The organism is Pseudomonas sp. LRF_L74 (genome assembly GCF_965644255.1).
Taxonomy (GTDB): Bacteria; Pseudomonadota; Gammaproteobacteria; order Pseudomonadales; family Pseudomonadaceae; genus Aquipseudomonas.
The window spans coordinates 71,113-83,221 of sequence record NZ_CBFFRH010000009.1; the positions used below are offsets into that span (position 1 = coordinate 71,113).

18 protein-coding genes and 1 tRNA gene are annotated in these 12,109 nt (G+C 57.0%); 3 read left to right on the forward strand and 16 right to left on the reverse strand.

The window, feature by feature from the left end; genetic code table 11:
- The first annotated feature begins 2,880 nt into the window (after positions 1-2,880).
- Positions 2,881-3,237 carry a hypothetical protein gene (locus ACSZPK_RS21190; RefSeq protein WP_437883527.1) on the forward strand — a complete coding sequence of 119 codons (357 nt, stop codon included), beginning with the start codon at positions 2,881-2,883 and terminating at the stop codon, positions 3,235-3,237.
- A gap of 234 nt (positions 3,238-3,471) precedes the next feature.
- Here ACSZPK_RS21190 and ACSZPK_RS21195 read toward each other — a convergent pair whose 3' ends face one another.
- From ACSZPK_RS21195 to ACSZPK_RS21225, 7 genes are all read right to left on the reverse strand, one after another.
- On the reverse strand, positions 3,472-3,954 hold the full coding sequence (locus tag ACSZPK_RS21195) for a hypothetical protein (RefSeq protein WP_437883528.1): 483 nt from the start codon (positions 3,952-3,954) through the stop codon (positions 3,472-3,474).
- Positions 3,955-4,040: 86 nt separating this feature from the next.
- Positions 4,041-4,319 (reverse strand): hypothetical protein, encoded by a 279-nt coding sequence (locus ACSZPK_RS21200; protein WP_437883529.1) that lies wholly within the window; start codon positions 4,317-4,319, stop codon positions 4,041-4,043.
- Positions 4,316-4,507 (reverse strand): hypothetical protein, encoded by a 192-nt coding sequence (locus ACSZPK_RS21205; RefSeq protein ID WP_437883530.1) that lies wholly within the window; start codon positions 4,505-4,507, stop codon positions 4,316-4,318. The genes ACSZPK_RS21200 and ACSZPK_RS21205 overlap by 4 nt, the downstream gene beginning before the upstream one ends.
- Positions 4,504-4,986: a hypothetical protein gene (locus tag ACSZPK_RS21210; RefSeq protein ID WP_437883531.1), complete on the reverse strand. Its 483-nt coding sequence runs from the start codon at positions 4,984-4,986 to the stop codon at positions 4,504-4,506. Before ACSZPK_RS21210 ends, ACSZPK_RS21205 begins: the two co-directional genes overlap by 4 nt.
- Complete coding sequence (locus ACSZPK_RS21215) at positions 4,979-5,263, reverse strand: hypothetical protein (protein WP_437883532.1); 285 nt, start codon at positions 5,261-5,263, stop codon at positions 4,979-4,981. The genes ACSZPK_RS21210 and ACSZPK_RS21215 overlap by 8 nt, the downstream gene beginning before the upstream one ends.
- Positions 5,260-5,493, reverse strand: a complete 234-nt coding sequence (locus tag ACSZPK_RS21220) for a hypothetical protein (protein ID WP_437883533.1) — start codon at positions 5,491-5,493, stop codon at positions 5,260-5,262. Before ACSZPK_RS21220 ends, ACSZPK_RS21215 begins: the two co-directional genes overlap by 4 nt.
- A complete protein-coding gene (locus tag ACSZPK_RS21225) occupies positions 5,486-5,731 on the reverse strand; it encodes a hypothetical protein (protein WP_437883534.1) in 246 nt (81 codons plus the stop codon). The genes ACSZPK_RS21220 and ACSZPK_RS21225 overlap by 8 nt, the downstream gene beginning before the upstream one ends.
- Positions 5,732-6,136: 405 nt before the next feature.
- Here ACSZPK_RS21225 and ACSZPK_RS21230 point away from each other — a divergent pair, with 405 nt between their 5' ends.
- Positions 6,137-6,451 carry a transcriptional regulator gene (locus tag ACSZPK_RS21230; RefSeq protein ID WP_437883535.1) on the forward strand — a complete coding sequence of 105 codons (315 nt, stop codon included), beginning with the start codon at positions 6,137-6,139 and terminating at the stop codon, positions 6,449-6,451.
- The gene (locus ACSZPK_RS21235; RefSeq protein ID WP_437883536.1) at positions 6,444-6,728 is read left to right on the forward strand and encodes a helix-turn-helix domain-containing protein; all 285 of its coding nucleotides are present in this window, start codon (positions 6,444-6,446) and stop codon (positions 6,726-6,728) included. The genes ACSZPK_RS21230 and ACSZPK_RS21235 overlap by 8 nt, the downstream gene beginning before the upstream one ends.
- A 16-nt stretch (positions 6,729-6,744) precedes the next feature.
- Here the strand turns inward: ACSZPK_RS21235 and ACSZPK_RS21240 are convergent, their stop codons facing one another.
- The 9 genes from ACSZPK_RS21240 to ACSZPK_RS21280 all read right to left on the reverse strand — a co-directional run bounded on the left by ACSZPK_RS21240 (position 6,745) and on the right by ACSZPK_RS21280 (position 12,011).
- Positions 6,745-7,359 (reverse strand): KilA-N domain-containing protein, encoded by a 615-nt coding sequence (locus tag ACSZPK_RS21240; protein WP_437883537.1) that lies wholly within the window; start codon positions 7,357-7,359, stop codon positions 6,745-6,747.
- A gap of 38 nt (positions 7,360-7,397) precedes the next feature.
- Positions 7,398-7,637 (reverse strand): hypothetical protein, encoded by a 240-nt coding sequence (locus tag ACSZPK_RS21245; protein WP_437883538.1) that lies wholly within the window; start codon positions 7,635-7,637, stop codon positions 7,398-7,400.
- A gap of 51 nt (positions 7,638-7,688) precedes the next feature.
- On the reverse strand, positions 7,689-8,120 hold the full coding sequence (locus ACSZPK_RS21250) for a metallophosphoesterase (RefSeq protein WP_437883539.1): 432 nt from the start codon (positions 8,118-8,120) through the stop codon (positions 7,689-7,691).
- Positions 8,117-8,419 (reverse strand): helix-turn-helix domain-containing protein, encoded by a 303-nt coding sequence (locus tag ACSZPK_RS21255; protein ID WP_437883540.1) that lies wholly within the window; start codon positions 8,417-8,419, stop codon positions 8,117-8,119. The genes ACSZPK_RS21250 and ACSZPK_RS21255 overlap by 4 nt, the downstream gene beginning before the upstream one ends.
- 3 nt (positions 8,420-8,422) lie before the next feature.
- Positions 8,423-9,082, reverse strand: a complete 660-nt coding sequence (locus ACSZPK_RS21260) for a hypothetical protein (RefSeq protein WP_437883541.1) — start codon at positions 9,080-9,082, stop codon at positions 8,423-8,425.
- On the reverse strand, positions 9,079-9,300 hold the full coding sequence (locus ACSZPK_RS21265) for a helix-turn-helix transcriptional regulator (RefSeq protein ID WP_437883542.1): 222 nt from the start codon (positions 9,298-9,300) through the stop codon (positions 9,079-9,081). Before ACSZPK_RS21265 ends, ACSZPK_RS21260 begins: the two co-directional genes overlap by 4 nt.
- Before the next feature lie 134 nt (positions 9,301-9,434).
- Positions 9,435-10,022, reverse strand: a complete 588-nt coding sequence (locus ACSZPK_RS21270) for a hypothetical protein (protein WP_437883543.1) — start codon at positions 10,020-10,022, stop codon at positions 9,435-9,437.
- A gap of 506 nt (positions 10,023-10,528) precedes the next feature.
- Positions 10,529-11,737 (reverse strand): tyrosine-type recombinase/integrase, encoded by a 1,209-nt coding sequence (locus tag ACSZPK_RS21275; protein WP_437883708.1) that lies wholly within the window; start codon positions 11,735-11,737, stop codon positions 10,529-10,531.
- A 190-nt stretch (positions 11,738-11,927) separates the two neighbouring features.
- Positions 11,928-12,011: transfer RNA gene (locus ACSZPK_RS21280), tRNA-Leu, on the reverse strand.
- Positions 12,012-12,109 lie beyond the last annotated feature (98 nt).

Sequence of the window (12,109 nt, forward strand, 5' to 3'; positions counted from 1 at the left end):
CGCAGATCTGCGCGATCGTCTGTTCAGTGAACCGTAATCCGTTCGTTGTTCCGCAATCCTCGAAGGGATGGTGATGTTCACCATGCCCGGCACGACAGGTGCGCGTTTCGTGGTGTATCCAAGTTTCCGACAGTGCCACAAGCCTGGGCAAAACTGCTGGTATCCGTGGATACCAGCGTGGATACCGAGCAACTTCCCCCAATGGGGGAAGTATCGAAGGGTGTAACAGCATCTCTTTCAGGGATGCTGAGATTGCGTCAGCAATTGCTTGGCGCATCAGCTCTCAATGACGTCGACCTTCTACATTGCTCTGGAGTGTCGCTCTCCGCGAGATCGCAGCATGCCATGCTTGCCCTTGGCTTCACGTCGATCGTTTCAACCACACACCTCAGAGGCGCTTTGCCAGCAACGATCTAGCCTCGCGCGTCTAAATGCCCCAGAAACGGGGTATTTGATACTCAGTGCCGGGGCGCTGGCCCCATCTTCCTTCTGAAAAAGAAGATGGCCGAAATGCCTTTCATGCGCGGGTAACTTGGGTTCTCCGGTTTGAAACCGGAAAATGATGTCTGACTGGCATGTAGTCCAGACAGCGGCTGATAGCAGAGGTTGTGAGCGAGCTGGAAACTGCTACGAAAATAGCAGTTTGCGTAAAGCTCCCCGGCCGATCTGATGGCACCTTCGATGCTGTCGTCACCGGACACATTCAACAGCCCTTGCCGATGCAATTGGAAATTCTAAACGTGATCCTGCGTCAAATTTAAGCGCCTGTCGCTGCGTACCGCCTTGCGTACCACCTCGATGCGTACCGGCTCAGTCGGCTCTAGCTGAACTGAAATTCCGGCCCAGTGCGACTGAATCATCTCACTGAGACCAAAACGCCTCACTCGCTAGAGCGCAGCGTGACAACGTGGCGTGACATTCCATGGCCGGCATTGTGGTGGCCGCAGAACAGACCCTCTTCAAGAGGGCCTGTTGATCACCGTGAGTGATGAACCATCAGGGGCACTCCGGATTTTACGCCTAGGGTGTGAAACAGATTCACTCCCTTGCGCCGGCATGGCTCAGATCTGAGCCATCTTCTGTGAACCTCAGTCCGCAGCATTGATTCCCCGGAGTTGGGGAATCAAGCGCAAGGGCATTTCCCCGATTTGAAATCGGAGTATTGCATTCACTAAAAAATGAAACGCATCGGCAAGGGTGCCCGGGGAGTGTCTCAACCAATACTGAAGATCCTGGGCCAAGCTGCGCGTGGCGACCTGCTTAACCTGAACAGGGGAGGGATGCAGTATTTTTGCACCCCTCTGCTCGACTATGAGCGAAGCATGGCTTGGTGGCTTGAGGATCGTCAAAGCCGGCTGACCGATCTCCGGCCAGGATGCGTCGGTACCGACTGCACATTTATGCTGGACCTGCACATTTTTACAACACCTGCACTTTTTCGCCGGTCCTGCAGGCTATCAATTCACCTGCTTTGCCTGGTAACCGGTTAATCCGACCACTTTCTTGGCCGTCCCTGGAAGCTGCGTAGCCATATGGGTGATGCAGGTATGTGCGCTAACCACGACGAAAATCTGTACCGGGCCGAATTGAACCCATCGCAACGCTCGTATGCGATCAAGCGGCGGAAGGAAATCTGGGATATGCGCCAGGTAGGAAGAGAAACCGGCCAAAGTTCGGCCGGTTTAGGCGGGGGATAGTGGGACAAATTGTCCCGAAATTCCGCGCAAGCCGGGGAGGCCAACGGAGTTCGCTTCCGATACCGCCAACGCCACAGGGCAGACAAAAAAAGACATCAATCGTCACGTAGCGCGCGCCGAAGCCCTAGGCAATGACCTTCTTGCCTCGACAAGAGGTTTTGAAGTGGAACAATTTGTTCCACCTCAAACTGGCGGACGTGGTGGCGCAAAGAAATATGGGAAATGCGAGCCTCTCAAAGTGGGACAAGTTGTCCCACTTTAGCGAGGACAGATCGGGGAACCAGAGGGTGGGCGGATTTCGCCCACCCTTGGCGGGGAATACGGAATACTGGGAAAACGCTTCCGGACAAACTGCCCCAGAAACTCTGTAGAACCCTCAACAGGTGGCTCAACTTGAGCCGCCTGTTGCGAAGGTGGACGAAATCTGCCCACCGATGGAGGGATGTTGCAATGGTTTTGAGGTGGGACAAGTTGTCCCACCTCAAGCTGACGGGCGAGGCGGCACAAGGAGATCTGGGAGATGCGAGCCTCGCAAAGTGGGCGGAATGCGCCCACTTTAGCCGCGACAGGACATAGTGGGAAAAGTTTTCCCACCCTTGGCGGCTGGTGGAACAATTTGTTCCACCAGTCTTCTCGACGGCAGAAAGGCTGGTCAGCAGCATGAAAAGCAGTTTGCCGCAGACACGGACTCTGTTACGGGTCAATCCAAGCAAGATATCAACCGGCACGTAGCTCGCGCAGAAGCCCTCGGCGATGGCCTGTTGGAAGTGGCTGGCACCTGCCTTGACAAAGGCATGGAGCTGGACGCTCTCAAGTCGATGCCCGATTCAGAAATCCAGCTTGCCAAGGCCGCATATCATTGGTGTATGGGGCCTCAGACTGAGTGAGTTCCCAACCCTGTCTCCGAGACAGAATATGAAGTCCGATGCGTCCAGTTTTGGATGCATCTCTGCTGCTGACCAGAATCACACTCCGACTTTCTCGGGAGCTGTTCCGAATTTATCGGGACTGCTGATCACGTTTTAACCCACGACTTTTCGTGGGTTGGAATGGCCGGTGCCGATCAGTCGAAATTACCAAAATTGGCAGTCTCGACCTGTACCTCGACCTGTACGGTGATTTCTAACTTCCACCATTGGTGGAAGATGGATCACGGCAGGCCTGGCGGGCCTTCGACCGAGGCATGGAGATATTCACCATACCCTCCTGCGCCTTTTTGGCGAACAAAACCCGCAATCCAGTTTGCGGAAAACCTGCAAACAAGGATGCAGAAAACCCGCAATCTGGTATGCAGAAAACTCGCCTTTTGCCCCGCGCCCCTGCGCCATTTTCACCGGGTGCGCCATTTGCGGGGGGTAGCCTTGCGCTCACGCCGACGCTTCGGTGCTGCGCGGTATCTGCCGTCGCGGTAGATATCCTCAAACTTGAGGACATCGGCTTTCAGGTCAGCCAGCATCGCCAGGATGTTGCGCTGACTCAGAAGGAGCTCAGGGTGCATCTGTCCATTCTGCGGATGGACGTACAGGTCTCCTCAGATTGAGGAAACCTCAGCCACCAGGCGCCGAGCATCACGCATGACGTTGTCGTGCCATTTCCCAGTCCGCTCAGTTGCCGCGCGATGACCACGGGTGTCTGTAGAGCTTGGGCAGAGCTGTAGAGCAGGAAGAGGAAAGGGCTACGCCCTTGGTATATATATAAAGGAGTCCAGAATCTGGACTAAGTGAAGCGTCCCCATGCGTCCACTTTCTGGACCGATGGTGGATTTATGGATTGGTTAATTCGCTGTCGTGAGTCCATTTTCTGGACGCACTGAGTCCATTTTCTGGACTGGGTTTTTTGTTCTTTCTGAAGCGCGCTCCAAGCTGAATTTGCGTGGAGCGGTCACCGTCGACCCTATTTCGATCTTGCCCTCACACTCATCAATCTTTCGCCAAGTGATCGCATAGAGCGCGCAGCACCCACCTGGCTTCGTAAAGCGCCCCTCCCGAGTGCGAAGGATGAGATTCTTGGCCTGCAGCTCTTCCAAGCATTTAGCCAGGGTGGTTCGGCTGTTCATGCCCCAGTCCCTAGCCTGAGTGAATGAGGCACTAAGGTCACCATTGTTGGTTCCGCGATACTGGCGCAACAATCCCATTAACACCTTCAGGGCGCTGCCGCTCAGCATCCGGAAGTCCTCGCTGTCCATCACCGCGTGCGGGATGCCAGCATAGGTTCCGGACTCTTCGCGCCCCTTGGATTTTCTGAGATTTCTAGCCAATTTCATTCCTTACAGCATTCTGCGGGCAAGCCGATCCCGACCCCGGCGATTGCGCGGGGCGGGAAGTTCTTCACGGTGGTGGTACGCTAGGGCGAGGAGGCTTCGGCGATGTCGCTCAGGCGGATCATCAAATCCCCCACGGCGATCAGCATCCAGCCAACTTTCTCGATGGAGTCCTCACAAACGCCGGTCTCGGTGTTGGAAGCAGTGCAGGCCATCAGATTGCCGATACCTGACACTCCCATTGCGAGCTGAGCAATGTAATGCGTCGACGCTTCATGAGCCTTTTTCCGCGACTCTGAATCTTCAGGCATCAGCTCAAACAAACGCGGGCTTCCGATAAGGTCGCTCCAATTGGTGCTCATACAGATGCCTCACGCTTGAGCGCTTCGACCGCGCCAACTTCCGTCAACGCCTGAATCACGTCGGTAACAGGAACCCAGGCTTCCCCGTCAGCGATGACCACACGACGAGTCATCGCGTCGCAGATTCGCACCAGCCTTTTGCGCTCTAGCTCTGGAAGGTGACCGATAATTTCTTCAAGCGGGCTCATGGCTTTACCTCCAGGCCAGCCGCTGCAATGGCTTCGCGAACTCCCATCTTGCGTTTAAGCAAGTTTTGCTGCTGACGTTCGGGATCAAAAGGCTCACCAAGAACTTCCAGATACTGCAGACCGAACATAGCCAGAACCGCGACACCACTAGCAAAGCCGTACTCCTGGCCCCACCCTTCGGTTCTCCAGGCTTCAGAGGTAAGCGCGCATTGGACCGCGAGATAGGCCTCGCGCATGTCACTGCGAGCTAGCTCGGCAATCTCTACCGACATGGCCAGTCCGATATCCAGTTCGTCACTCCATATAGTGTCTTTGTCGGAGTCCGGGGTGACCCAGTTAGTGAATAGCTCGCGCCCTGGGAAATGCGGGTGAGGGTCCATGCGTGTGAAGCTTAAATCTTTCCTGGTTCTGATCCGTTTTTTGTGCTTTGCCAATGGACGGCGCGGCTTGTGTTCCTGACCCTGGGCAGCATTACACATGGCTCGCCTCCTGAGCATCATGCTCACGGCCGATGTGGCGATGCCTCCAGCAAAAGTTGGAGCTGAAGATACGGACCTGCTCAAGGTGTCGCGCTATATCAGAGGCGACTGTCTTTTCTTCGCGACACAACATCGGGCTGAGCATTGGCCACAAAAGGGCATACAGCTTGTCGAACTCCTCCCGAGCGAAGTTCATTGAACTCATTTCCTTCGGGCTCAGAGCTGCGTCCTGCAGCACCTCGCCCTCGATTGGATACACGCCTGGAAAGCCGCTCATGCTTCACCTCCAACACTTTGCATTCCAGAAGCAGTTATCGCTTCGTCCAGGTGCTTAACCAGCTCAGCTACCGCAGCGCGCGACAGGGCAATGCTGCCAATACCGAAATTGACGACTACGCGCTCTTTGCCCCAGGCGTGCACGTCTACAGCGTGGCCATCGAGCAGGCCGACAGCGGAGTACTTCACCTCTGGAATGATGCTGGTTCTGACCGTCAGTTGATTACGCATGGCTCACCTCCAGAGCGCGCAGCTTGCGGCCAGCCATTTCGGGGTGGTTGTTCTGCAGATCGCTCAGGCGAGTGGTTTCAGGAAAAGGGCCATGCCGATCAGCCGCGGCACCGGTGGCGTCGAGAACTTCGATCAGGTACTGGCGGGCCACTTGGTCAAGCTCGCGAGCCTGGCGAATGTGGTTCTCGTAACGGGCCTGACGATGACGGCGGGAGGTGTTGGAGCGAAGTGCGGCCATTGCCATGGCTCGGTGAGCAATGGCGCGGCAGCGAATTACAGACGGATTTCGGGTGTACATGGGTGCAGCTCCTAACGTTGAGGAACCGCCACCGCTTGCGGCCAAGCAAGGAATGGTGACGGCTGTACGCGGGTTGGCCGACCGGGACGTTAGGCACCCGGCACACCCGAAGGTGTCCCACGCACAGCCGCCATAACACGATGCTGCGAGCACAAAAAAAGCGCCTGCAATCGGATGGAGGGCGCTTGTGCGCCTAACGATGTTCGACCGGCCAAGGTCGGCCGCGGGATTGACCGCGACGGCCGAACGATAGCGCCGAAATTCAGGGAAGGCAAGCGCGACTGCACCATCAGATTGGCGAGTGGTAGATTGAATGTAATACGGCATTGCCGTACTATCTTCACCATGTATACGGTCTTCGAAACGGAAGTGTTCCAGCGCTACGCCGGTCCCATCTGGGCCGACGGTGAGCGTGAAGAGTTCATCACCTGGTTGGCTGCAAACCCGCTGGCCGGCGATGTGGTCCCCGGCACGGGCGGCTTGCGCAAGGTTCGATGGTCTCGCGCAGGCATGGGGAAACGTGGTGGCGCGCGGGTGATCTATTACAACGCGCTGGCTGAAGGCCATATCTGGCTGCTGATCGCCTACACCAAGGCGAAGTTCGATAATCTGCCGGCGGCCTTCCTGAACCAACTGAGAGAGGCAATCGATCATGGATAAAGAGCTTGAGCAGTTCCAGGCGGATTTGCTGCGATCTGTCCGCGATATGAAAGCGGGCAAGGCGATGCACGCCACGCAAGTGGAGCTTTCGCCGGTGGCAGAGGCACGGGCCAAGGTTGGCGTTTCACAACGCGCCTTTGCTGACTTGCTGGGCGTGAGCTTGCGCACCTTGCAGGACTGGGAGCAGGGGAGGCGATCACCGTCCGGCGCAGCCAAGACACTGCTGCGCATTGCGGTGAAGCACCCCGAAGCATTGCGGGATCTGCAGGTAGCGTAACGTTGGCGACTGGCGCTCATGCTGCGTCCCTCCCTATACGCTTGCTGAGCAACTGCTGCATGTATTGCAGGAGGTTGGCTTTCCGTTCGCTGTAGGCCAGCCCCTGGCCGATCAGCACCGAGTCGCGCAGTTCCACCAGGGTGACGATCTCCAGTTCACGGGCATTGAGCTGATCGCGATCACGACCGGCGAACGTGCCGGTGATTACCTCATTGATCAGCCGAGCTTCATTGATGAAGTGGTGCCGTTGGGGCGTTTTGCCCCGGGCCTCGCAGTTGAGCAGCACTGCATCACACACGGCACGATAGCCAATGGCAGCCTCGCGTCTGGTGTTGGTCCAGGCCTGCCCCTGGCCGCGCAGCAGATCGTCGATTCGCATATCGCACCAGACAGCGAAGTCGACATTCAGCCAGCGGGCAAAGGCTACGGCCAGTTTCGGATGTAGCCAGGTTCCACCACCACGGCCACGGCGGGAATGAATCAAATCCCTGGAATCTCGGGTATTTAAGGCGGCGGCCAGCGCCTCGATGTACTGCTGGGTTTCGGCATTTGCCAGCCAGTGGTCAACACGCTTGCCGAACTGAGCCGACGCGTCGCCGGCATTGATCCAGCCGTCAGCGTTGAAACGCACCGCTTGGCCATTGAAGTCGAGTGGAACTATGCGAGTGCTCATGCAGCCTCCCAATCCAGCTTCGCCGGAATCGGTGGAATAGCTTCGAGGGTGGTCAGGTTCAGCAGGGTGAAATAGCCATGCTCGAGCCAGCCACCGGTGTCGATGTGGTAAACGTTGCCGAGCACCACAGGCCGGCGAACCGTCGTATGGCCGACTACCATGGCATGCACGTTAGGGATGACCGTCTGAGCCTGCTCGTCTATGCGATGGCGGGACCATTGGGCCAGCGCTTGCACTTGGTCGCGTTCCTCCGGCGAGCCGTGTGCGAGGCAGTCCTTGAAGGTCTTTCAGTTGTCGTAGGGGATATCGGCATGGACCAGGCCGACCAGCCCCGCAGGCGTATCGACCTCAATGGCCAGCGGCAAATCAGCGAGCTTCTTGGCGATGGCCTGCTGCTCATCTGAGGAGAGGTCCAGAAACCAGCCACCACCGTTGCGCAGATACAGACTTTGCTCCATCGCTTCCTGAGCTGCTTGTATCGCCATCTGCTCATGGTTGCCGCGCACCGCATGGAACCAAGGCTGATCAAGCCAACGACCGACGCCAGGGCTATCTGGACCTCGGTCCACCAGATCGCCGACCGAGAACAAGCGGTCGATGGACCGATCAAAGCCGATCCGGTCGAGAGCATGCATCAGCGCCCTGAAGTGCCCATGAATATCGCCAACTGCGAAGTCGTGGCCTCGGGTGTTTCGCTCGAATCGCTGTATCTGAATCATGCTGATGCCTCGCTGTTCGCCGGCACGCTACTGAGCAGATACAGGGCGACACCGCTATGAGGGCGCCCCTGGTCATCATGCAAACGCATACGGTGCGTCTGGATCACATGACCGGCAGTGCGTAGCTCTTTCACGCGAGCGGCCGGCATCAGAATGTTCAGGTCACGGCGCGCTTCGATCGTGCTAACCGGGCCTTCCTGCAGACGCTCAAGAAGACGAGCGCGTTGCGCCTCGGCACTGGTATTATTGGGCTGCGTATTTTTAGGGCTGGCCTTCGGGTCGGCCTTTTTCTTTTTCATGGGTTAGGCCTCGGCAGTGGACGGCAGATCGACCAGGGCTTTCAAGATGTCGAAACGGTCTACAGCAGAAAGGCCATCCTCGATCATGCGCTGATCCATGGCGCGAAGTTTGGCTAGCATCGCCGGGCTCACCTGATCGAAAAGCACGTTGGCAGCACTTATCGCAGCACACACCTTGATCGGCTTGTTGCCTTGATCTGCCAGGGCTTGTTCTACGAAGTTGGCCAGCGGGCTTTCGCGCGAGTCGTCTTGTCCCAGCTCTGCCCAACGGGCCAGCCTGACAGCCAGCTCATGCCGCACCCACAATCCGGCGCGAAGGTTGATCACGCCCGAACCAGGTACGCCAGGTGCTGCCGGGACATGGCCGCCTACCGAGCCCGGTTCCTCTCGAAGGATATTGATCTTGCCTAGATAAAGAATGAGATCCTTGCGGTTAGCTCTCGCGTAATGAGGATCGAGCCATTGCGGTGGCAGCATACGGCCCGAGCTCTTGACCAGATCGGCCACCTCATCAATAACGCCAGTGGCGCGGAAAAACTCTTTGACCTGCGCCACGCGAAGCGGATTTACCAGCAGGCTGGCGTTGATCATGCCGGAGTCATCGAAAGCCAGGACGTGGTTGCCGAATTGGCAGGTGGTGATGCCGTCGTTGACGTGGCTCATGCAGCCACCCCGCGACATTCAGCAATGCGAGCGTCACACCATGCGGTTACCTCAGACTCAACCCATACAACGGATTTAGGACCAAGGGTGACTTGCGTTGGGAAAGTACCGGCAGCGATCCGGCGATAGATCTCGGAGCACGACAGGCCGGTGATCTCTTCAACGGCCTGGCGTTTGATAAAGCGGCGGGGTGGGGTGGTGCTGATTGTGCTTGCCATCTTCTACGCCTCCTGAGGCGTTGTGGGGAACGATGGCAATGCTGGCGTTTGTGAGCGGTCTCTTGCAGTCCAGCGTGCGCGCAGACTGTACAGTGTGCGCGCAGACTGTACAGTGTGCGCGTAGACCGTAAGAGCTAAGACTTCGCGTTACGGTGTTTTCTGATCCATTCGTACAAAGTACGTTCAGTTACTCCGAACTCCTTGTGCCGAGCACGAGCAAAGGCAGACATGCTACTGACATTGGCGCCGTGCTCATTCCATTGAGCAAGAGCAATTCCCTTCATCTTTGTTGTTTCCGCATGTCGTTTTTTTCCAACTGCTCCCCATGTTTTCTTCTTATAAAAGTCAATTGCAATGTCCGTGTAATCATTCCAGTTGTTTCTCAAATCATTAAGGCGCTCGCGATATGACTCTAACTTCGCATCGCTAACAGCAGCTTTTGCGCGATTAAGTCTGTGACTTACGTCTAGGGCACGGCGACTTTCGTCCAGAGCACGGCTCAGTAAGTCCGAGAACATCATGTGCTGGGCCGCGACCACTGCAATGTGTACAGGCGTGCATTCGTCCAGAAGTTCCAGTGCCAACTGATGAGTAAAGCGGTCGTAGTCTTCCTTGGAGTCGACCTCAACCCCTGGAGCCCAGCGGGCTGGTTGCGTATCTTGAATAACGAGCGGACTTGGACTAAGTCCCCGCGCATTTTGAGCCTTCTTGTTTTCACTCATTTAAACACCCTCTCGGACTTTCCCTCGCTCTGAATGGATCGGTCTGCCAGGCGGGTGTGGCGTCAGCTTTTCGCCCCGCCGGGCTAGGCTGGCCAAACGCTGTTACTCAGTACTGGCTATCCAAACAGTGATAGCCTGATGTTAGCGTGGCAGTTGTCTGAGCACAAAGGGGAATCGTCGGGAGGTTTGGGGATAACTATTTGCGTAGCCAGCGTGCGCCAAGGTGCTCCTGCCCCCAATAGCACTTCCCGTCTTTGTCCATAGACCAGGGGTCGTAGAACTCTCGGAAGTGATGGGGCTCTGAGTGAGGCGCGACAGCCAAGCGTTGACGCTCGGCTTTGCGGAAGGCGCGATGCCAAGTCTGTTTATCGACTCGCTCACTGGTGGCGGTGGTGACTCCCCGAATAGGTTTTTTGCGGCTGCTCCTGCTCATGAGGTTTGTCCGTAGATGGAGCGCACCAACTAGTGCGCTCGCTCTGGCAAATCGAGCAGAGCTGATCAGGCTATCACGCCTTTAGCTTGATGCTCACCACATTGGCCCCAGCGCACAGTGCATCCACCGAATCAGCCCATGCCTGCATCATTTCTCTGCGCTGCTCAAGGTAGGTGGCGTGGTTGTAAACATCGCGGATTTCATCCTGATCACCGTGAGCTAGCTGGCGCTCAATCCAGTCTCGGTTGTATCCACGGCTGTTCAGCTCGGTGCTCAGCAGGTGCCGGAAACCGTGGCCGGTCTGGCGATCCTTGTAGCCAATTGCCTGTAGGGCCAGGTTCACCGTGTTCTCGCTCATCGGCCGGCTGCTGTCATGTCGGCCGGCGAACACCATTGGGTATTTGCCAGTTATCTGATGAAGTTGGCGCAGGATGGCCACGGCCTGGCGAGGGAGGGGGACGATGTGCGGGCGACGCGCCTTCATCCGCTCCTTGGGGATGGTCCAAGTAGCGGCGTCTAGGTCGAACTCAGCCCAGGGCGCGGCGCGTAGCTCGCCAGGGCGAACGGCAGTCAGGACCAGCAGTTGGATGGCTCCCCGGGTCAGGGCGTGGATCTTGGCCGTTTCGACCAAGGCTAGCAGTTCAGGCAATTCGGCGAAGGTGATGTGCGGATGATGCTTGATTGCTGGTGCCTGGGCGGCAATTACGTCCAGATCCGTGGCAGGGTTCTGCTCTATCACTCCCTTGGCCAGCCCGTAACGGAATATCTGATTCAGCCATTGGCGCGCCTTTTTGGCGACGTTGTGCGCGCCGCGGCCTTCGATTTTGCGGATCAGTTCAACCAAGTCAGGGCGTGTCACTGAGTCGAACGGCTTCCTGCCTAGGGCCGGCAAAAGGTCTGACTCGAGATAGGCCAATGTTTTGACTGCAGTAGATGGCGCCCAGCGCGGCGTGCGATAGCGATGCCATTCCCGGGCGAGTGCTTCGAAGGTCAGTACATCTGCCAGCAAGGCCATTTTATCTGCCTTCCTCAGCTCTCCAGGATCGAGTCCTTCTGCAAGTTGCTGGCGTGCCTCATCACGACGGCGGCGCGCTTGCTGTAGGGGCACGGTTGGATATGCCCCTAAAGCCAGGCGTTTTTCTTTGCCGGCGTAGCTGTACTTCAGGCGCCAGAGCTTTGATCCGCCAGGCATCACTTCTAGATACAAGCCTTGGCCATCAGTCAGCTTGTAAGGCTTGCCCTTGGGCTTGGCGACTTTGATCGCGGAGTCAGTGAGTGGAATGGCTTTACGTGGCATTGGGGCACCTACGTAGGGGCATGAATCATGACCTAACTGGAAATGCCCCTAAACATGCCCCTAAAACTTTGGGCTTGCAAGGTAATTGCTGGGAATTGTAGGCAATAAAAAACCGGCTCAGTGGCCGGTTTTCTAGGGTTTCCGGGACTTATTGGGAAGTCTGGGAAAGTATTAGTGGTGCCCCGGGAGAGACTCGAACTCTCACTTCTTTCGAAAACGGATTTTGAATCCGCCGCGTCTACCATTCCGCCACCGGGGCACGGATGGGCGCGCAGTATAGGGATGCGTTTGCGGCCGGTCAATCGTCTCGCGTGGCCAGGAACGGTGCTTTCCGGTAAGCTCTGCGCCCCCTGAAAG

Bases quoted from the DNA above. Each gene is read 5' to 3' on its own strand.
- ACSZPK_RS21190 (WP_437883527.1), top strand. From the start codon at position 2,881: ATGGAGATATTCACCATACCCTCCTGCGCCTTTTTGGCGAACAAAACC.
- ACSZPK_RS21200 (WP_437883529.1), bottom strand. From the start codon at position 4,319: ATGAGCACCAATTGGAGCGACCTTATCGGAAGCCCGCGTTTGTTTGAG.
- ACSZPK_RS21205 (WP_437883530.1), bottom strand. From the start codon at position 4,507: ATGAGCCCGCTTGAAGAAATTATCGGTCACCTTCCAGAGCTAGAGCGC.
- ACSZPK_RS21210 (WP_437883531.1), bottom strand. From the start codon at position 4,986: ATGTGTAATGCTGCCCAGGGTCAGGAACACAAGCCGCGCCGTCCATTG.
- ACSZPK_RS21215 (WP_437883532.1), bottom strand. From the start codon at position 5,263: ATGAGCGGCTTTCCAGGCGTGTATCCAATCGAGGGCGAGGTGCTGCAG.
- ACSZPK_RS21220 (WP_437883533.1), bottom strand. From the start codon at position 5,493: ATGCGTAATCAACTGACGGTCAGAACCAGCATCATTCCAGAGGTGAAG.
- ACSZPK_RS21225 (WP_437883534.1), bottom strand. From the start codon at position 5,731: ATGGCCGCACTTCGCTCCAACACCTCCCGCCGTCATCGTCAGGCCCGT.
- ACSZPK_RS21230 (WP_437883535.1), top strand. From the start codon at position 6,137: ATGTATACGGTCTTCGAAACGGAAGTGTTCCAGCGCTACGCCGGTCCC.
- ACSZPK_RS21235 (WP_437883536.1), top strand. From the start codon at position 6,444: ATGGATAAAGAGCTTGAGCAGTTCCAGGCGGATTTGCTGCGATCTGTC.
- ACSZPK_RS21250 (WP_437883539.1), bottom strand. From the start codon at position 8,120: ATGATTCAGATACAGCGATTCGAGCGAAACACCCGAGGCCACGACTTC.
- ACSZPK_RS21255 (WP_437883540.1), bottom strand. From the start codon at position 8,419: ATGAAAAAGAAAAAGGCCGACCCGAAGGCCAGCCCTAAAAATACGCAG.
- ACSZPK_RS21260 (WP_437883541.1), bottom strand. From the start codon at position 9,082: ATGAGCCACGTCAACGACGGCATCACCACCTGCCAATTCGGCAACCAC.
- ACSZPK_RS21265 (WP_437883542.1), bottom strand. From the start codon at position 9,300: ATGGCAAGCACAATCAGCACCACCCCACCCCGCCGCTTTATCAAACGC.
- ACSZPK_RS21270 (WP_437883543.1), bottom strand. From the start codon at position 10,022: ATGAGTGAAAACAAGAAGGCTCAAAATGCGCGGGGACTTAGTCCAAGT.